The sequence below is a fragment of the Gelatiniphilus marinus genome, assembly GCF_042684345.1.
Taxonomy (GTDB): Bacteria; Bacteroidota; Bacteroidia; order Flavobacteriales; family Flavobacteriaceae; genus Gelatiniphilus; species Gelatiniphilus marinus.
This window is the reverse complement of the sequence record NZ_JBHULK010000005.1, coordinates 45935-65628: the sequence shown is the minus strand read 5'-3', so window position 1 is coordinate 65628 and position 19694 is coordinate 45935. Positions and strand designations below refer to the sequence as shown.

Here is a 19694-nt window from a genome sequence, read left to right as displayed (position 1 = left end):
TATTAATCTTTTAAAGCGGTATAAAATAATTGTTGCAATTTGGGCCTGATGTTCAAATTATAAATATTGCGATGCGTTCTTGTTGGGTACACCCGATTGGAAAGAAAGATAAACACCAACTCGTTTTTAGGGTCTGCCCAAACAAAAGTGCCTGTAAACCCAGCATGCCCAAAACTTTCCGGACTGACCTCTGGCGCCGGATAAGCCTCTTTTATGCTTAACGTGTCGTTGCCAATTAATGGTTTATCGAATCCAAGACCTCGGCGGTTGTTGTTTTCCGGGTATTGTATTCTGGTAAATTCCATTACCGTTTCGGGCTTAAAATATTGCCTGCCCGCATAATTGCCATTTTGCACCAGCATTTGCATAAATTTTGCCAAATCTGTTGCACTACCAAACAAACCCGCATTGCCCGAAATACCACCTAAAAGCGCCGCATTATCGTCGTGTACCCAACCGTTTACCAATGTTTTTCTAAACACGGTATCGATTTCTGTGGGAACAATGGCATTTTTAAAGTTTTTCTCTTTTGGAAGATACCCAAGTGTGATGCAACCCAAGGGTTTGTAAAAATTGTTTTGAAGATAGATGCGGTAGGGTACGCCCGTAATATCTTCGATAATCTGCGGATAAATCAAAGAAGCGATCCCTGAGTATAAATACTCTTTTTTACCATCGGCTTTTACCCGTTTGATTTTGCGATAGATTTTATTCTTAAATCGGTTCTTAACATAAATGTCTTGGTAATATTCATTTGAAAACCCTTTGCTTTTTTCGGTTTTAATGAATCGTTTTTTAATTTTTCCGTTCTTTTTAAAAACCTCAGCTAAAAAAACAATGTATGGTTTTATCCCCGATTGATGCGCCAGCAGTTCCCTGAGCGTAATGTTTTTTTTGTCTTTTTGGTGTTTCCAATCTTTCCAATAGGTGCTAAAAGGAATATCTAACTTTAACTTATTTTCTTCGTAAAGTTTCATTAAAGCCGGCAATGGTCCCGCTATTTTGGTTACCGATGCCAAATCGTAAATATCGTTTAAATTTACTTTTTGAATGCTGTCGTAGCCATGAAACCCGTAAGCCTCATGGAAAATGATTTTACCTTGTTTGGCAACCAGCAGTTGCGCGCCCGGAAATGCTTTCTGAAAAATGGCGTCGCGCATTATAGAATCGACATTGGTTTTTATGTAAGTTGAATCGAGCCCAACAGATTCTGGCGTATCGTAGCTTAGTTGGGCGCTCAAAGGATATTTTATCAGCAGACAAAATAAAATACATAAAATGATATTCTTAAACATGAATATGGGTTAATATGAGATAAAAATACAGTTTTTAAATTTGATTTAGCCTTGTTAGGTTTTTAAAACCTTACAGGGCTTGTTTATCTGTTAATGTACTAAGAAATCAATTTCACAATATCTTTTGCAAAGTAACTCGCAATCACATCGGCGCCAGCGCGTTTAAAAGCGGTTGTGGTTTCCATCATAATTTGGTCGTGGTTTAACCAGCCTTTTTCGGCGGCAGCTTTAATCATGGCATATTCGCCCGAAACTTGATATACGGCTACTGGCACATCAAATTCATTTTTAATGTCGCGTAAAATATCTAAATAGCTCATCCCTGGTTTTACCATCACGATATCGGCACCTTCATCAATATCCATTTCGGTTTCCCTAAGTGCTTCGTGCCTGTTGGCAACATCCATTTGATAGGTTTTTTTGTCTTTCGGGATGTTTTTTAAATCCACCGGCGCCGAATCTAAAGCATCCCGAAACGGGCCATAAAATGCCGAGGCGTATTTTGCGGAGTAACTCATAATACCGGTATCTGTAAAGCCTTCGTCCTCCAAAGCTTCGCGAATGGTTAAAATGCGTCCGTCCATCATATCGCTTGGCGCTACAAAATTGGCACCGGCTTTGGCGTGTGAAATGCTCATTTCTGCAAGAAATTCTGCGGTATCGTCGTTAACAATTACACCGTTTTCAATAATGCCATCGTGCCCGTACATGGAATAGGGGTCGAGTGCCACATCGGTCATCACCAACATATCGGGGCAGGTGTTTTTTACGGTTTCAATGGCGCGTTGCATCAATCCGTTTGGGTTTAAAGCTTCCTTTCCTTTATTATCTTTTAAATTATCGGGCACTTTCACAAAAAGCAGCACCGATTTTAATCCTAGTTTCCAAAGTGCTTTCACTTCGTTTTCCAATACATCTAAACTGAAACGATAGTAATTAGGCATTGATGCGATTTCTTCTTTAATGCCTTTGCCTTCAACCACAAATAATGGGACTAAAAAATCGTTTGGCGTTATTATGGTTTCACGAACTAATGAACGAATAGCTTCGTTTGATCTTAATCTTCGGTTTCTTTTAAGTGGGTACATATAAACCCCCTATCCCACAAAGGGGAAATTCCTATTAGGGGTGAATAGGGTTTAAGACTCCTGTTTTTATAGGATAAACAGAAATGTGGTTATTATTTTTTATTTTAATACTCTTCAATTATTGAGTTCTTTTTTGTAGTTAAGAGGCTATCCAATCTTTAGGTTTTTTTAATACCTCAATTAATTTTTCCTCGTCGCTACCGGCTTGCGGATGATGGTCGTAAACCCATTGCACATGCGGCGGTAAACTCATTAAAATACTTTCTATGCGCCCGTTGGTTTTCAATCCGAAAAGTGTGCCTTTATCGTGTACTAAATTAAATTCTACATAACGCCCGCGGCGAATTTCTTGCCAACTGCGTTGTTCTTTGGTATAGGGTAAATCTTTTCGTTTTTCAACGATGGGAATATAGGCTTCCAAAAAACTATTGCCAACATCTGTTACAAAGTTATACCAATTTTCCATGGTCATGGTTTCTGATGCTTTGCAATAATCGAAAAACAAACCGCCAATGCCTCTGCCTTCGTTTCGGTGCGTGTTGTAAAAATATTCATCACAGCGTTTTTTGTACTTTGGATAAAATTCTGGATTGTGCTTATCGCATGCTGTTTTACAGGTTTTATGAAAGTGTTTTGCGTCTTCTTCAAACAGATAATACGGCGTTAAATCTTGTCCGCCACCAAACCAAGCCCCAACCAACTTCCCCGAAGGGGAAGAGCTATCATACATCTCAAAATATCGCCAATTGGCGTGTACGGTTGGCACCATGGGATTTTTAGGGTGCAATACCAAACTCAATCCGCAGGCAAAAAAATCGACATCGCCCACCTTAAAATAGGCTTGCATAGATTTTGGTAGCTTACCATGAACACCCGAAATGTTTACACCGCCTTTTTCGAAAACATTGCCGTTTTCTATAACGCGTGTTCGTCCGCCACCGCCTTCGGGCCGTTTCCAAATGTCTTCTTTAAATTTGGCTTTGCCGTCAATGGCTTCTAGCTTTGACGTGATGGTGTTTTGTAAACCTTGTATGTATTGGTAGAATTTGTTTTTCAATGCATTGTTGTTTTTTTAAGCCTATCGGATTTTGTTTAATCATTATCTATGCTATCTAATTAGCAAGTGATTCTGTGTTTTTTAATTGCAAAGCTTCAACCGTTTTTACAGAGGCCGCGGTTACCGATAAAGGCAACACCAAAATAACGCCAATTACCGGGATAAACAGGAACAATATAAAAACCAAACCGTTGCCTATGGCCAATCCGCGATGTTTGCGTACAAACTGGACGCTTTTGGCATATTTAAAATGCCGCTCTAATGTATAATCCATATTACCAAATCCGGCATAGTATGCTTGAACGGCAAAGAGTAACACCGTTGAAAATATATTAACCACCGGGATGAATTTTAACAGCAGAATGGGTATGGTTAAAAATAGTTCCATCAATAAATTTCTGCCGTTAATGCGAACACCGCGCCAAAGTTGTTGTAAAAACGAGGTGTCCCGGTACGAATGGTTTTTAGTTCCCGTTAAATGGGCTTCGATTTTTTCGGACACGGGACTCATAAAAGGTGCCGAAAGCGCCATGATAATATGCTTGAACAGGATAAGCCCGATTACAATAATAACTAAACCGCCAATAACATTACCAATGGTGGTAAAGGTGGTTTTGCCCCAATCCCAAATCCAGATTTTAGAGATGTAATGCCCAATATTATCGGAGAGGCCATAGGCTGAAACACCGATACTAATAGCGGTTACAATGCTAATTAATATTGGTATTGCAAAATATTTCCAGAGTTTTAACTTTGATATTAAACTAAACGCACCAAAATATGCTTTAATGCTTGAAATAATATTTTTTATCATAGGCCTCTCTCTAGCCCTCTCCAAAGGAGAGGGAATTAATTACGTTTAAAGCTGTTAAAATAATAAAAACCAATTAATTGACGTTACACCCAGATCTTGTGGTCTCTCCCCCTTTGGGGAGATTAAGAGGGGCTTTTATACTCTTTTACGGCATCTATAAACGCTTTTGCGTTATCTAACGGAATGTGTGGTAAAATACCGTGGCCCAGGTTTACAATGTATTTGTCTTTGCCAAAATCGGTTATCATTTGATGCACCATTTTCTTGATTTCCGCCGGCGGCGAAAGTAAACGCGACGGGTCGAAATTACCTTGTAGCGTTATGTTGCCACCAGTTAAATAACGGGCGTTTTGTGGCGAGCAGGTCCAGTCGATACCCAAAGCCGAAGCGTTGGATTTTGCCATCTCGCCAAGTGCGAACCAACAGCCTTTACCAAAGGCTATAACCGGCGCATCGTCTTTTAAGGCTTCAATAATTTGATTGATATATTGCCACGAAAATTCTTGATAATCGGTTGGCGATAGCATGCCGCCCCAAGAATCGAAAACCTGAACCGCATTAACACCTGCTTTTACTTTTTCTTTTAAATAAGCAATGGTGGTATCGGTAATTTTTTGCAATAATTGATGTGCCGCCACGGGGTTTGTAAAACAGAATTCTTTGGCTTTATCGAAATTTTTACTGCCTTGACCTTGTACGCAATAGCACAAAATGGTCCATGGCGAGCCTGCAAAACCTATTAGCGGAATCTCATTATTAAGCAATTCTTTAGTGGCTTTTATGGCTTGATATACATAGTCCAGCTCTACCGTTACATCGGGCACAATAACGTTATCGACATCTTTTTGAGTGCGTACCGGATTTGGTAAATACGGGCCAAAATTGGGCTTCATTTGTACCACGATATTCATCGCTTGCGGAATCACCAAAATGTCGCTAAACAAAATAGCGGCATCCATACCGTAACGGCGTATGGGTTGTACCGTAATTTCGCTGGCCAGTTCTGGCGTTCGGCACCGGGTAAAGAAATCGTATTTCTCTCGGATGGCGATAAATTCCGGCAAGTATCGACCTGCTTGACGCATCATCCAAACGGGTGGACGATTAACCGTTTCTCCTTTTAATGCTCTTAAAAATAAATCGTTTTTCATATCTGACTTTTGGCTGTTGGCCTTTTGCTTTTAGCTAAGGTTTATAAGCTGTTTTTAATTGTATTTATAATCCGTTTATCATTTTCCCTTCAGTCTCTAAAAGTTCAATAATTGGAACTAAATCTTCTGACTTAATAAAATTTAATTCTTGTATAATGATTAATTGAGTATGAACTTCAAAAAGTGAACCCATTGCTATTTCTAAAAAACGTTTAAACTCGATTTCACTATTTCTGCTACAACCTTCAGCAATATTTGAAGGAATTGAAACTGCTGCTCTGGTAATCTGAGATTTTAACCCAAATTTTTCGGATGAAGGTAACTGTTCTACTAAAACATATATCTGTTTTACTAGCTCAATCCCTTGCTCCCAAATCTTTAAATTTTTATAATTCCTCATGTTTTAGCTTTAGTCTTTTGGTTTTAGCGCAACAGTGAAGCTAGTAGCTAACTCCCAATAGCTAACAGCAATCAAACAAAGTGCATATTCACCAACTCAATAACACTCTCCACAGTTGGTACTTTGGCGACCCTAACATCGCTGAAGTGCTTTTTGGCTTCTTTTGCGGTGCTTTCGCCAATGCAAAACGCAATAACCTCGGTGTTGTTCGCTTTAACAAAACTCTGTACGGTCGAGGGGCTATAAAACATAACAGCTTCAATAGAATCGTTAACCTTTACACCGTCGTACTTGGTTTGGTAGGCTTCCACTTCGTTTACTTTTATATGGTTTTCCTCCAGGATGGTTGGCAAATCGTCCAGCCTTAAATTGCTGCAGAAATAAGTGACTTCGGTACCTTCAATATAGTCAACCAAATATTCGGCTAATTTTTTGGCATTCTTTTCAGAATGTTTAACAGGCCCTATTTTTTGCTCGATAAGTCTTTTGGTGCGCCTGCCCACACAATAAATGTTTTTAAACTGTAATTCTGCTGCCGAATAGTTTGTTATTAACGATTCTACCGCATTTTTACTGGTAATGATAACATTTTTTATTTCGTTTTTGAAAATTCTTGGATGGATTCTGTTGAGGTTTATTTTGATAAAATCGAAACTTTCGGCCTTTACCTTTTGATGAAACAAAAGACGCTGGCTCTCGGTAAGTGACTTGGTGGAATAAACGTTAGTTTTTTTTGTTGAATTTTTAATCGTGTCCATTAAGCGTTTGCCACCGCGCTCGATAACAAAATCGGCACAAAATCTAGCCATATCCTTGTGTTCGCCCAGTTTTTTAACGCGTGTAACGTCGATTCTTTTGCTGCCGTCTTCACTTAATAAAACACCTTTAAAATGTACTTCTTCATTTTTAATATAAGCTAAGGCGCCAATGGGGGCGGTACAACCGCCTTCTAATCGGTTTAAGAATTCGCGTTCGATGTTGATGCAGGTTTCGGTTTCCTTATGGTTGAGTTCTGCGCAAATGGCCTTAGTTTCTTCATCTTCATCTAAAGCCGTAATCATTATGGCACCTTGTGCCGGTGCTGGAATCATCCAATCTAAATTAACAGCTTCTTCGGGCCTTAGGCCAATGCGCCCAATGCCCGCGGCAGCGAAAATAGTGCCGTTCCAATGGTCGTTATCTTTAAGTTTTTGCAAACGAGAGTTTACATTGCCGCGAATATCTACTATGGTATGCGTTGGGTAGCGGTTTAGCCATTGTGCTTTTCGGCGTAGGCTACCGGTGGCAATGGTGGCGTTTTTGGCGCTTAAAAACTCCTCGTTGTTTTTAAAAACCAGTGTATCGTTTACGTTGCCACGTTTTATTACGGCTGCTTGCACAATGCCTTTTGGTAATAATGTGGGCACGTCTTTTGAGGAATGTACCGCAATATCGATATCGTTGTTTAGCATCGCAATATCCAGTGTCCTGGTAAAAATGCCTGTTATTCCCAATTGATACAGGGGGCGGTCCAAAACAATATCGCCGGTAGATTTTACTGGGACCAGTTGTGTTTTATAACCTAAACTTTCAAGTTGTTGTTGTACGGTTTTAGCTTGCCATAGCGCCAATTCGCTATCGCGCGTACCGATTCTTATAATTTTAGACATTTGTTTTCGGAGATTCTTCTAGCTGAAATACTTTTTTGATAAGTTCGAGGCTGTCGCCGGTAGAGATGCTATCATCTTTTAAATGATGCGCAAAATGATTGGTGATTTTTTGAATGATGTTATTGCTGATAATCTCCGCTTGCTTTTCGTTAAAGTCCGATAGTTTTTTGCGTTGGGCATCCAACTCAGCTACTTTAAAATCATGTAGCTTATGTTTTAAGGCTTTAATGGTTGGGGCAAATTTTCGGGTTTCCAGCCAGTCGTTAAATTCGGCGTTTACCTCATCAATTATAGTTTCTGCCAAAGGAATATGTTTTTTCCGTTCCTCTAAGGTTTGATCTGTTAATTTTGATAAGTGATCTAAATGCACCAACGATACATTTTGCAATTCGGTTACGTTATCATCCACATTTTTAGGGATCGACAAATCTAAAATTAAAAGCGGCTTATTGGTATTTATCAAGTGTTTATCAATGGTTGGACGCTGTGCACCAGTGGCAACAATTAGTATCTCTGAGTTGTTAATCTCTTCTTGTAAGTTGGCATAATCCTTAACCACTAAATTAAATTTTCCGGCTATTTTTTCGGCCTTATCCTTCGTTCTGTTGATTAGTGTGATTTGCTCGTTTTTGGTATGTTTAACTAAATTTTCGCAGGTATTTCTACCTATTTTTCCGGTTCCAAAAAGCAAAATGTTTTTATTTGAAACATTTTCAATCGTGTTTAAAATATACTGCACCGAGGCAAACGATACCGATGTGGCACCAGAAGAAATGTTGGTTTCGGTTTTAATGCGCTTGCTGGCCTGAATAACGGCATTTACCAAACGTTCTGTAAAATGGTTGAACAAACCGAATTTTCTGGAAAGCTTAGCGCTTTTTTTAAGCTGGCTGATAATTTCGAAATCGCCTAAAATCTGGCTATCTAAACCAGAGCCCACACGAAACATGTGCGCAATGGCTTCTTTGTTTTTATAAGTATATGCTACTTTTTTAAACGCTTCAACCGTACCTCTGGTATTATCGCATAGCAATTGGATTAGCTGGTAAGGATGCTGTGCAAAACCATAGATTTCTGTTCGGTTACAGGTAGAAGTTACAAGCAGGCTCTCAATATCGTTGGCTTTGGCCTGCTCCATCAATGCTAACTTTGCCTCTTCGCTTAAACTAAAGTCCCCTCTAGTGCAAGCATCTGCTTTTTTGTAACTTAAACCAATGGCGAAAAAGGAGTTGCATCTAGATATATTGTATTTCTGCATTAGTGTTCTGTAATTTCTCTAACAAATGTATATTTATGATTAGAAAAAAAACAACGCTAAAAGAACTTTTAGTGTCGTTTGTGGTTTTTTAACCGTTTTTTTAATAAAAGTAGGGGAAATGTCATATTTTAGCAGTGAAACCAACGGGTTCTGACTTCTTAGTTTAGAACCAATCTAAATAAATTGAAATGACCAACGAAGAAATCTCAAAAAAAAATATCGCTAGAGGGACTTTTAACGAAACCCAAGTTGATGATGGCTTTTGGATTTTTACTAATAAAAACGATGGCAATCTGGTTGAAAAAGTTGAAAAAAGCATAGATAGCGATTATATTCAGTTTCATTTTTGCCTTAAAGGGTTAAGCAAATTTCTTTTTAACGAAGGCCGATATGCTTTAAACATCCAAGAAGAAAACTCGTTACTGCTCTATAATCCGCAGCGCGATTTGCCCATTAATTTAGAAGTAAATCCAAATTCTTGGATGGTTTCTTTACTTATTTCAATTAAAAAATTTCACGGTCTGTTTTCTCAAGAAGCCGATTATATTTCATTTTTAAATGAAGACAACAAAGACAAAAAATATTATAAAGATGGGGTAATTTCGCCATCTATGGCCATTGTTTTAAACCAATTGATTAGCTACAACCTTAACCAATCTATAAAAACACTTTATTTTAAAGGAAAGGCCTTAGAGCTATTAAGCTTGTACTTTAACAGAAGTGAAGATGCAAATATTGAGCACTGCCCATTTTTAGTAGATGAAACCAACGTTATTAAAATACGGCAAGCCAAAGACATTGTTATTTCCAGAATGGCAGAACCACCTAGCTTACAAGAACTTGCAGACGAAATAGGATTGAATTTAAAAAAACTAAAAGAAGGTTTTAAGCAAATTTATGGCGATTCGGTTTTTAGTTTTTTGTTTGATTACAAAATGGAGTTTGCCAGAAAATTATTAGAAACCGGCGATCACAATGTAACCGAAGTTGGGCACAAAGTAGGCTATAGCACATCCAGCCATTTTATTGCAGCTTTTAAAAAGAAATACGGTACAACGCCCAAAAAATATTTAATGTCGCAGGCATAAAAACCACTTTAATATCCGCGGTTAATACGCTTTCTTGTTTTATGCTTTATTAAAGTAATGGTGTTTTCAATAACTTCATTATCCGTTTTAATTCCAGATACTGAAACGCCATTTTTTCGACTCGTGTAATACGGTTTTATAGTATTATTATTTTCAAAAGCTATATAATGTAAGTATTCATTATCATCATTTAAGCGTTTGTTTATCCGTTTAAAAATAAAAAGACGAATGTCTTCATTGGTATCGGTTTTAAAGGTTTTTTCTTCCAGAAAGCAAATAGAATCTTTTGGCATTTTATAGTTTGATTGCGCAAATAACTTTGATTCGGCAAAGGTTTTTAAGTCGATAACTTGTGTTTCTTCTTGGGTTAAAATGTTATGAGTTTTCAATTTAGTAAACAGTAAATGTTGTGCTGGTTTTTTATAAAGGGTCTTAGATTTTAGTTGATTTGTAATCAACTCGTTATTTTGTTTTAAAAGCGTATAATAGGTTGTTAAGGCTTCCCAATCTTTGCTATCTAACAATCTTAAATAAAATGCTTTAACGCTTTTTTCTTCTCTAAAAGGAAATAAAAGTTTGGTGTAATTATCTAAAGTTAAATTTCTTTTATAGTTGTATGTGTACTTTTTTTGGTTTCCTAAGCTTCGTTTTATTTGAATTTTAGCATCGTTTATAATTTGTTTTTTAAAGGGTTTGTAAATTTTTGGTTTAACAATATGGCTATCAATAAGCTTAGTTAATAATCCATAAATTGGTGCTTTATATTCTTCAACAGTTGAAAAATTCAACAATTCCGGAAACAGAAATTTTGCGGTTTTTAAAGAATCTGATTTAAAATCATACAAACCTAAACTTGGTGTTTTAGAACCTAATGGTAAATCTTTGTGCATCAACTTTAAAAACATGGTATAAGATTCTTTATTTTTTCTTCGGAAAAGGCCATTAAGAATAAGCCTTTGCGTGTTTGGATCGGAATATGATTTTAAGTATAGGTTTTCAATAAATTTGTTAACCGTTTCGCTTTTATCGTTTTCAATAAGTTCTTGCAACAAATAGTTTTTAATCAATAATTTATCTTCTGAAAAAGTGTAATTCTCTAAAGCATCAATAAGTAATGGCGTATGTTTTTTAGAAAATTTAAGCTGTCTGTAACCATCTAAAACTATACTGTCATTATTTTTTAAAGCATCAAAAAACTGTTGCGTTTTGTCTTCTAAAATATCATTACCCATCAATGTGTCCATGGGTTTAAAATCATTATAAAATCGGGTAATAAACGCTGATGGTTTACTTATGGAATCGCTTAATGCAGAGAGTTTGTAGAGCACACCTTGCTTTTGAATGTATTTTACAAGAATTATTTTGTTGCTGGCAGTGTCTTTTAACTTGTGCGTAAAAATGTTAAGTCCATTTTCGGTAAATCTGTTTTCATCAAAAATTTCAAGTTTTTTATGATTTGTGTGTATTGATGAAAACTTTGTTTTTCGGTTAACACTATTCCATAAACTATCAATATTCGCATACATTTTAAAGTCGTGAAACTTTGTTCTAGTAACCGATATTTGCTGATTGGTTTTTGATGTGTAGGTTGTTTTTTTTATAATTTCTTGATACGGCTTTTTGTTTTTATCCTTAAAGGAAATATAGGGAGGCAACGCTTTTACAGGTGAATTTGTAGTGAAATAAAGCGATGTGTCTTTTACTTGTTTTAACGACTCATAAAAAGACGCTTTAAATTTTAGCGAATTAAAATAAGCCTTGGCTTTAGCTTCATTTTTGCCCGAATAACCTAAAAGGTAATAACTATTATCTTTAACTACAGATTTTAACCAGAGCTTTCTGTTGTTTAAAGTATCGATAATTGCTGACGACACATAGCTTTTATAGTCGCCATTTTCAAAACTGCCATTGGTTTCTTCAATTTCAAAATCTTTATAGAAAGCAGTATGGATATACTTTGCTTCAAAAGCATCTTCTTCAATATAATTAACATCGTGGTGTGGCGATTCTTGAAAGAAATAATAATCGTCATCCAAATTAGCTTGTATTAGTTTTTTGCCCGATTTATCAATATTATTGGTAATGTAATTGTTGGGAAATGTAAAGCTGTATTTTTTAAAAGCATCGTTAAAAGTTGTGAATTCCTTATTGAGAGGTTTAAAAGTGATTGAGTTAAAAATATCAGCTTCATAATTTTTAACAAAGTCTTTTTTACCTCCAAACTTAATAATAATAACCTCTAAAGGGGTTTTGTAAATATGATATTTTTGGTAATCGCCTTTTTTAGTTTTGTTTAAAATGCTAAGGCCTGGGAAAGGCCATTTAATTTCTTTTTTTTCTAAAATAGTTCCAGGAATATCCTCGTAAAGTAAGTCGTTAATTTTTTCTAATGCAATAGGTTTGTGGTGAGGTAAATACTCAAAAGTACTAATTCTTTTTATGGCTAAAAAAGCACCGTTTGTCATATCTGGCGCTAGGTAAAATTTTTGCGTTCCGTTTGAAAATTCGCGAAGCGAATCGAAGCTTTTGATGCTTAAGAGTTTATCGGGCGTAGTTTGTAAAGACAGCTTGGGTTTAATAAATAAATTCTCAAGTTTATTTTTTTCAGATTTCCCAAAATTAGTTTGCTTAGAAACTAATGGCTTAACAGTGTAGCCTTTTTCAATAAGCATATTTATCATACCCTTTTCTCCGGGTAAATGTGCAGCACCAACACCCGAAAAAACAGATTTTTTATGCATTAAAGAATCTAAAACATCAACCATATTTTCGTTGCGTTTATATAGCATATACTCTCTAAAAAATGGAGTATTTACTGCAACACCAATAGAGTCTAATAAATCTAAATTGCGCTCTCGATAGGTGTTTTCTTGAATTAAAAAGGCATTCTCTTTTTTAAACCGTTTTTGTAACCAAGCATCTGGTTTTTTCTTATTGGAGTTATAACGGGCTTTAGTGGTTAAATATCTAGATTCAGCCAAATCTTCTAAACCAACAATAGGTTTGTTTTGCTTTTTGCCTGCTTGATAAATAAACATATCCAAATAGGTTTCTTCTTCAAAATTATCAAAGCCGTAACTTTTTCTGTATAAATAGCCGCTAATTAACCGGTTGTCTATTCTAATACTATTTCTAACGGCTAATTGAGTTGGTGCTTTTAATCGAAATAGATTGGAGTAAAAATTGTTACCGTAATAACGATATCCAGAATTAGTTGTTGTGCTATTATAACTAAAAGCCAACCAAGTTGACGGGTCCGATTCTAAAGCAACACACTCACTTTTATTTAATGTCTCAAAAAAAACATCGTCTAATCTAAAAGCTACTTTTTTGCTAACGTGCATGGTGCCGTATAGGTATGACGATTTTTCCAGTCCGTTTCCAGAAATTTCCCAAAGCAAACTTTGGTATTTTTGCTGCGCAGAAAGGTGGCAAGAAATAAGTAATATGGCTAGGTACAGTATTTTATTCATAAAAAAGAAATGTCTTTATTTCGCAAAGTGTAATGACTAAAACGAATATATAAATATATGTATTTTAATGTAAGATGATAAACACAATTTAGCTAAAAGGACTTTTTAATGGGTGAGCGCGGTATTTTAATGCGTATTACAAATTAGTGTCGTATTTTTGTAAAATGCTCGTTTAAAGTTTTTGTATTTAAACGAGAGCTTAGCAAAAAATGAAAATGAAAAAAGGAATTTTACTAGTAAACCTTGGGTCTCCAGATAGCCCTACGCCAAAAGATGTAAAAAAATATTTGGGCGAATTTTTAATGGACGAGCGCGTTATAGACATTCCGTACATAGCGCGAGCCGCTTTAGTAAAAGGCATTATTTTAAAAACCCGCCCCAAACAATCGGCTGCAGCCTACAAAAAAATATGGTGGAACGAAGGCTCTCCGCTAATCGTTTTATCTGAACGATTACAGAAAAAAATACAAAAACAGATTAGTATGCCCGTGGCTTTAGCGATGCGTTATGGCAGTATGACTATTAAAAAAGGTCTTCAAGAATTGGTTGATAAAGGGATTGACGAGGTGTTGCTTTTTCCGTTATATCCGCAATTTGCTATGGCAACAACCCAAACCATTACAGTATTGGCCGAAGAACTTCGCCAACAACATTTCCCTAATATTACTATTGAGTCTGTTCCTGCATTTTACAATAAACCCGATTATATCGAAGTACTTTCAAACTCCATAAAAAAACATTTAAAAGGCAAGAATTACGAGCATTTGTTATTTTCGTATCACGGCGTTCCCGAACGTCATATTCGTAAAAGCGATATTACAAAATCGCATTGTAAAATAGATGGAAGCTGTTGCATAACACCAAGTAAAGCCCATGAGTTTTGCTATAGGCACCAATGTTTGGAAGTAACCCGATTGGTTGCCGAAAAACTACAGTTAAAAGCAAACACCTATTCTACATCCTTTCAATCGCGATTGGGATTCGACCCTTGGTTGCAGCCCTATACCGATAGAACCATTGAGCGCTTAGGAAAACAGGGGCTAAAAAACATGGCTATTGTAACACCAGCATTTGTTAGCGATTGCTTAGAAACCTTAGAAGAAATAGCCATGGAAGGACAAGAGATTTTTCATGAAATGGGCGGGCAAGATTTTACCACAATCCCGTGTTTAAACGACGACCAAGAGTTTGTTGATTTACTTTCAAATTGGATTAACCAATGGGCAGATAAAAAACTTGAAACCGTATAATTTATGGATGTTTTTTTAGACTATTACCTGTATATAAAAGCACTTCACCTTATTTTTATAATTACTTGGTTTGCTGGTTTATTTTATATTCCGCGCTTGTTTGTTTATCAAATAGAAGCTTCACAAAAACCATCGCCAGACAAAGACATTTTGGGCAAACAGCTAAAACTCATGGCGAAACGGTTGTGGCATATTATTACGTGGCCATCGGCCATTTTAGCAACATTTTTTGGCATTGTTTTATTTATAATAAATCCAGCTTTATTACAACTGCCCTGGATGCATGTTAAGCTCGCTTTTGTTTTGCTACTTATTATTTACCACCTAAAAACCCATCAGTATTTTAAACAATTACAAAATGGTGTGGTAAAAAAATCATCAAGCTTTATGCGTATCTGGAACGAAGGCGCCACCTTTATTCTTTTTGCGGTCATCTTTTTAGCCCTATTAAAAAGCGCCATAAATTGGGTGTTTGGTGTTGTAGGTATTGTAGTTTTGGCGGTATTGATTATGCTAGGGTTTAAACTTTACAAAAACATTAGAGAAAAGAATCCGGAAGCTTAAAAGGCAAAATTCAATTTTCAAATACTAAATTCCAAAACCAACATATTTGAATTTAGATTTTTTAATTTTTATGGTGTTACCACTCCCAAAGTTTCGGGAGGTCCGGCTTTGGGCAGTCGCTTACTCTCCCGTAGGGTCGGGACATCAACCCCTAACGTACCTGCTTGCAATGGCTAATGCTAAGCTTAATTGCAAAAACTCTATCCAATTAAACCATTTAACTTTTAGCAAGTCTTATTAGCAATACAAGTCCAAAATCTATATTGCCATGAGAACTTCAGCTATTTTCTTTTCAGTTTTATTTATGTTAAGCGCAACATCTTGTGCAACTTATGTAAAAACAGCCCCAACAAAAGTTACTGTTATTAAAACCGCACCTAAACATTACAAAATTGTGAGGGTTAAAGGCAAACGCTACTACTTTTGGAATGGGAAACATTACAGAAAAACAACACGAGGTTATGTTTTAGTGAGGGTTTAAACTTGTTTTTATGAGATTCTGAAATAGGTTAAGCATAGCTCAAAATATTATCACATTTTGTAAATCCTCTAAAAAGTATTTCAAAATATTATCACATTTTGTAAACCCTCTAAAAAAGTATTTCAAAATATTATCACATTTTGTAAACCCTCTAAAAAAGTATTTCAAAATATTATCACATTTTGTAAACCCTCTAAAAAAGTATTTCAAAATATTATCACATTTTGTAAATCCAAGACGCTGGATTTTGAGTGTTGCTTTCTTTTGATATACTAAAACTCAATATGGTTTCGCCGGTTCTTCTGTTGGTAAAAACCTCTCCTATTTCTTGTTTGGTGGTTACCTTATCGCCTTCTTTTACATAAACTTTAGATAGGTTTTTGTAGGTGGTAATATAGTTTCCATGGCGTATCATAACCAACGGATTTATGTTTTTCATGGCCACAACACCAATAACCTCACCGTTAAAAACCGCTCTCACTTTAGCGTTTTTTTCGGTGGCAATCCTAACCCCATTGCTTTTAATGGTTAACGATCTGTTAATGGGGTGCCGCTGTGTGCCGTAGCGTACTTTTACAATGCCTTTTTCTACAGGCCAACCCAATTTACCTTTATTCGACTCGAAATCTTTTGCCAAAGCTCTGCCTGCAGGCGTTAACGCAAAGGTATTAGAGCTTGAAGATTTGCCCGCTTTTTTATTCGATCTTGCAATGGCCGCTTTTATGATTTTATTTATTTCGGCATCTATTTTTCTAGCCTCTCGTTCTCTTATATTAATTTGAGAGGTATAAAGATTAATGTTCTTTTTAATAGACTGCATTAAAACTTGGTGCTGTTTCCGCTCGGCTTCTAATGATTTTTGAGTTACTTTATTTTCGGCAATTAAATTCTGTTTGGCTTCTTTTTGCTTTAATAAATTGGCATTAATATTTTGCAATTCTGTGGTTTTAGCTTTAATAGTTTCGCCTTGTTGCTTTTGGTGTTCGCTATATTGCTTAATGTATTGCAACCGTTTGTAGGCTTGTTTAAAATCGTTTGAAGACAGTAAAAACATAATCCTGCTTTGTTGGTTTTTACTTTTGTAAGACTTCACAATCATTGCCGCATAATCTTCTTTTAATTGCTTTAATTCGTCTCTAAGTTTGCTGATTTTTCTTTGATTCGAATTAATTTCCCGGGTAATTAAATTGGCTTGTTGGTTAGTAACTTTAATAAGGTTATTTAGTATGCTAATTTTATAATTAAAATCTTCAATTAATGATAATTGAGATTTTTCTTTAGACTTATTTTCTAAACGTAATTCGTTAAATTTCTGAATTTCGCGACGCAATTCCTGCCGGCGTGTTTCCAGCTCTTTTTGCTTGTTGTTTTGAGAAAGCCCCAAGGTGCTGCTAAACCCAAAAACAAGAAGCACTATAACTTTATATATTTGTTTAGTATTCAAAATTAAATCTTAATTTCTTTAAATCCAGATGGTATTTTAAACGGAAAACGCAGGTCTTCGTTTAACGATACATTTTTAAATTCTAGTTGTATAATAGTTTCTTGAGTCGCTTCGGCTGCATTAATTTTTACGTACTGAGGCAATTTTTGGCTTCCAACTTTTTGATACGATACATAATCTATTTGAAGCATTCTGCGCTCTTTTGGCTGCCATATTTGTTGCGATGTTAATTTAAAATGCGATGGGTCCAACAGAAAGAAAATCTCAAAAAGCTCGCGTTGCTTTTTTGGCTGAAGTATATAAACATTATCATCAATACTGGATTTGTAAGCATCATTTTTTAAGCTAAACAATGCCTCGCCAAATAATAAATTTTGAACTTTTTGATAATCTAATTCTGTACCCAACAATTCACTTAAATATTCGTAATCGCCTTCAAAATAGGTATTATCCAGCTTGTTATAAAAACTAACTTTTTCTGGTGTAACTTTGGCTCTAATAACCGAAAAAGTGGCACTTATCCATAAGACCTCATCCTTTTTCGCTCTAAAAGAAACCGTATGGGTTTGCTCTTTTTGGTTTTTATAATAGCTTATTTTTAGTTTTGCTTGTAGCGTTTTAAAGTTAGCTGCTTGTTTTGCGTTTTCCTTTATTAGCTGCCTTGTAGATAAGCTGTAGTTTGCGTTGCCGGCACTAATTGCTTTACCAGGTTTACAGCTAAAAGCAAACAAGGTAAGAAGCGTAAAAATAATATAAGTTTGTTTTTGCATTAATTTGGGGTTTCTAATTGTTTTGCCTTATCACTAAACGTTTTGGCTTTTTCTGTATTGTTTAAGGCCGAATAAGCTTTACTTAACTGTTTGTAAAAGTCGGCTTCCATTTTAGTGTCTTCAATAATATAATCGATTCCTGATTCTAAGATTTCGGCGGCTTTTTTGGGTTGATTAAGGCCGTTAAAAGCCACGCCGTTTATTAAATAAAATATGGGTTGCGACGGATATTTTTCTAGGGCTTTACTGCTTTTTTCTGAAGCTAAATTAAATTGTTTTAAATCGATATAAAGCAACAGCACATTACGTAAAATTTGAAAGTTATTAGCCTCTAAAGCTAAAGCGTCTTCATAATATCTTAAGGCTTTTGTTTTATCGCCTTTTTTTAAATAATACTGTGCCAATTCAACCAAGGTTTTCGCATTTTGCTTATCGCCAACAAGCGTAGTTGCCTCAACTAAATCTGCTTCATATTCAGGATTATGCCGAACAAAATTCACAAAATCTGATAACACTTTTAGTTTTGCATCTGGTTTTATTTGACTGCTTTTTAAAACTATTTTCATAGATTCAATAGCTTTTTCAGTATCGTTATCATCTAAATAAAACTTGTATAAAGCTAAATGCACGAGTTGCGAATTCGGATTTATTTTAAGCAGTTCCTTGGCAGTTTCAAACGCTTTTTCTTTGTTGTTGTTTTCGCTGTAGCGGAAAATAAGCGCTAAATAGTTCGATTCTTTTTCCGGGTTGTTCTCTACGCGCGATTCTAAGTTTTTAATCTGGTCTTTTTTGCGTCCGGTTGCTTGGTAAATTTTATTGCGCATAAGGTCTCTGGATACTGATATGCCAAACTCAGCATCCAATTCGTCTAAAATTTTTAGAGCGTCGTTGTACTTTTTTGTACGTAGGTAAAGCGATGCCAAATCTTCTTTATAATCGGGGTGGTATTTTACCAGTTGCCTTACTGTTTTTATAGCTTTATCATAATCATTCTGTTGTGCATAAAAACCATAAAGCTCGTCTAAAAACCACTCGTTTGCGGGTTCTATTTTTACAGCTTTTTTAAACGCGTCTTCGGCGGCTCCAAAGTTTTTAAGCTTGTTGTAGTTTTTACCCAATTCGAAGTATAAAACGGGTACGGAATTATCTATTTCGATGCATTTTAAGAGCGCTTCGACCGAGCGGTCGTAATTCTCGATACCTTTTTGTTTTAAAGCTTCGTAGAACAATTCCTGGAATTCATCATCTACATTGCCTAAATCGTCATCTGGTTTTGTGTTAAAATCGACTTGGGCATAATTTACCTGCGGAAAGAGAAACAGTCCGAAAAAGAAAACCAATATGTAAATTTGTTTTTTCATAAGAAAGATGCTTAGACTTCGCTTAGCATATTATGGTGTTTCAAATTGCGTACCAAAGTATAATTTATAAGATTCCTGCTTTTGCAAGAACGTATTACTTTGTTCCTGTGCTTCCAAAACCTCCTGAACCTCTATCGGTATCAGAAAGTATTTCTACCTGTTCCCATTCAGCGCGTTCGTGTTTTGCTATTACTAATTGTGCAATGCGCTCGCCGTTATTTATTACAAAATCTTCATTTGATAAATTTACAAGAATCACGCCAATTTCGCCTCTGTAATCGGCATCAATGGTACCTGGGGCATTTAAAACAGTAATGCCTTTTTTTGCTGCCAATCCGCTACGCGGCCGTACTTGTGCTTCAAAACCAATAGGCAGTTCTACAAATAAACCCGTGCCAACAATACTGCGCTCTAAGGGTTTTAAGGTTCTGGATTCTGAAATATTTGCACGTAAATCCATGCCTGCCGAGGCTATGGTTTGGTAGTGCGGTAAATTGTGACTGGATTTGTTTGTTATTTTAATTTTCATTCCCATATTCCGTCTTCCCAAA

Annotated in this window: 17 protein-coding genes; 4 read left to right on the top strand and 13 right to left on the bottom strand. The window is 35.9% G+C overall.

Annotated features, from left to right (window positions below; genetic code table 11):
- Nucleotides 1-2: 2 nt before the first annotated feature.
- From ACFSQS_RS12315 to hemA, 8 genes are all read right to left on the bottom strand, one after another.
- Nucleotides 3-1241, bottom strand: coding sequence for a serine hydrolase domain-containing protein (locus ACFSQS_RS12315; RefSeq protein ID WP_388019270.1), 1239 nt, complete (start codon nucleotides 1239-1241; stop codon nucleotides 3-5).
- A gap of 152 nt (nucleotides 1242-1393) precedes the next feature.
- The gene (gene hemB, locus ACFSQS_RS12310) at nucleotides 1394-2383 is read right to left on the bottom strand and encodes a porphobilinogen synthase (protein WP_388019267.1); all 990 of its coding nucleotides are present in this window, start codon (nucleotides 2381-2383) and stop codon (nucleotides 1394-1396) included.
- Between the two features lie 139 nt (nucleotides 2384-2522).
- Nucleotides 2523-3440 (bottom strand): oxygen-dependent coproporphyrinogen oxidase, encoded by a 918-nt coding sequence (gene hemF / locus ACFSQS_RS12305; RefSeq protein ID WP_388019264.1) that lies wholly within the window; start codon nucleotides 3438-3440, stop codon nucleotides 2523-2525.
- A 55-nt stretch (nucleotides 3441-3495) separates the two neighbouring features.
- Nucleotides 3496-4254 carry an EI24 domain-containing protein gene (locus tag ACFSQS_RS12300; RefSeq protein WP_388019261.1) on the bottom strand — a complete coding sequence of 253 codons (759 nt, stop codon included), beginning with the start codon at nucleotides 4252-4254 and terminating at the stop codon, nucleotides 3496-3498.
- A 122-nt stretch (nucleotides 4255-4376) separates the two neighbouring features.
- Nucleotides 4377-5405, bottom strand: a complete 1029-nt coding sequence (gene hemE, locus ACFSQS_RS12295; RefSeq protein WP_388019258.1) for a uroporphyrinogen decarboxylase — start codon at nucleotides 5403-5405, stop codon at nucleotides 4377-4379.
- A 64-nt stretch (nucleotides 5406-5469) separates the two neighbouring features.
- A complete protein-coding gene (locus ACFSQS_RS12290; RefSeq protein WP_388019255.1) occupies nucleotides 5470-5805 on the bottom strand; it encodes a four helix bundle protein in 336 nt (111 codons plus the stop codon).
- A gap of 71 nt (nucleotides 5806-5876) precedes the next feature.
- Nucleotides 5877-7454 carry a hydroxymethylbilane synthase gene (hemC, locus tag ACFSQS_RS12285; RefSeq protein ID WP_388019252.1) on the bottom strand — a complete coding sequence of 526 codons (1578 nt, stop codon included), beginning with the start codon at nucleotides 7452-7454 and terminating at the stop codon, nucleotides 5877-5879.
- Complete coding sequence (hemA, locus tag ACFSQS_RS12280; protein ID WP_388019249.1) at nucleotides 7447-8712, bottom strand: glutamyl-tRNA reductase; 1266 nt, start codon at nucleotides 8710-8712, stop codon at nucleotides 7447-7449. The genes hemC and hemA overlap by 8 nt, the downstream gene beginning before the upstream one ends.
- Nucleotides 8713-8900: 188 nt before the next feature.
- On the opposite strand from hemA, the gene ACFSQS_RS12275 reads away from it, so the two are divergent.
- The gene (locus ACFSQS_RS12275) at nucleotides 8901-9800 is read left to right on the top strand and encodes a helix-turn-helix transcriptional regulator (protein ID WP_388019246.1); all 900 of its coding nucleotides are present in this window, start codon (nucleotides 8901-8903) and stop codon (nucleotides 9798-9800) included.
- An 8-nt stretch (nucleotides 9801-9808) separates the two neighbouring features.
- Here ACFSQS_RS12275 and ACFSQS_RS12270 read toward each other — a convergent pair whose 3' ends face one another.
- On the bottom strand, nucleotides 9809-13273 hold the full coding sequence (locus ACFSQS_RS12270) for a TraB/GumN family protein (protein ID WP_388019243.1): 3465 nt from the start codon (nucleotides 13271-13273) through the stop codon (nucleotides 9809-9811).
- 215 nt (nucleotides 13274-13488) lie between these two features.
- On the opposite strand from ACFSQS_RS12270, the gene hemH reads away from it, so the two are divergent.
- The 3 genes from hemH to ACFSQS_RS12255 all read left to right on the top strand — a co-directional run bounded on the left by hemH (nucleotide 13489) and on the right by ACFSQS_RS12255 (nucleotide 15568).
- Nucleotides 13489-14523, top strand: a complete 1035-nt coding sequence (gene hemH, locus ACFSQS_RS12265; protein ID WP_388019240.1) for a ferrochelatase — start codon at nucleotides 13489-13491, stop codon at nucleotides 14521-14523.
- Between the two features lie 3 nt (nucleotides 14524-14526).
- Nucleotides 14527-15087 carry a CopD family protein gene (locus tag ACFSQS_RS12260; RefSeq protein ID WP_388019237.1) on the top strand — a complete coding sequence of 187 codons (561 nt, stop codon included), beginning with the start codon at nucleotides 14527-14529 and terminating at the stop codon, nucleotides 15085-15087.
- A gap of 268 nt (nucleotides 15088-15355) precedes the next feature.
- Entirely contained in the window at nucleotides 15356-15568 is a 213-nt protein-coding gene (locus tag ACFSQS_RS12255; protein WP_388019234.1) for a DUF6515 family protein, read from the top strand.
- Nucleotides 15569-15785: 217 nt separating this feature from the next.
- Here the strand turns inward: ACFSQS_RS12255 and ACFSQS_RS12250 are convergent, their stop codons facing one another.
- The 4 genes from ACFSQS_RS12250 to dut all read right to left on the bottom strand — a co-directional run bounded on the left by ACFSQS_RS12250 (nucleotide 15786) and on the right by dut (nucleotide 19672).
- Complete coding sequence (locus ACFSQS_RS12250; protein ID WP_388019231.1) at nucleotides 15786-17012, bottom strand: murein hydrolase activator EnvC family protein; 1227 nt, start codon at nucleotides 17010-17012, stop codon at nucleotides 15786-15788.
- A gap of 2 nt (nucleotides 17013-17014) precedes the next feature.
- Nucleotides 17015-17782 carry a DUF4292 domain-containing protein gene (locus tag ACFSQS_RS12245; RefSeq protein WP_388019228.1) on the bottom strand — a complete coding sequence of 256 codons (768 nt, stop codon included), beginning with the start codon at nucleotides 17780-17782 and terminating at the stop codon, nucleotides 17015-17017.
- On the bottom strand, nucleotides 17782-19143 hold the full coding sequence (locus ACFSQS_RS12240; RefSeq protein ID WP_388019225.1) for a tetratricopeptide repeat protein: 1362 nt from the start codon (nucleotides 19141-19143) through the stop codon (nucleotides 17782-17784). Before ACFSQS_RS12240 ends, ACFSQS_RS12245 begins: the two co-directional genes overlap by 1 nt.
- Before the next feature lie 94 nt (nucleotides 19144-19237).
- The gene (gene dut / locus ACFSQS_RS12235) at nucleotides 19238-19672 is read right to left on the bottom strand and encodes a dUTP diphosphatase (RefSeq protein WP_388019222.1); all 435 of its coding nucleotides are present in this window, start codon (nucleotides 19670-19672) and stop codon (nucleotides 19238-19240) included.
- Nucleotides 19673-19694: the final 22 nt, after the last annotated feature.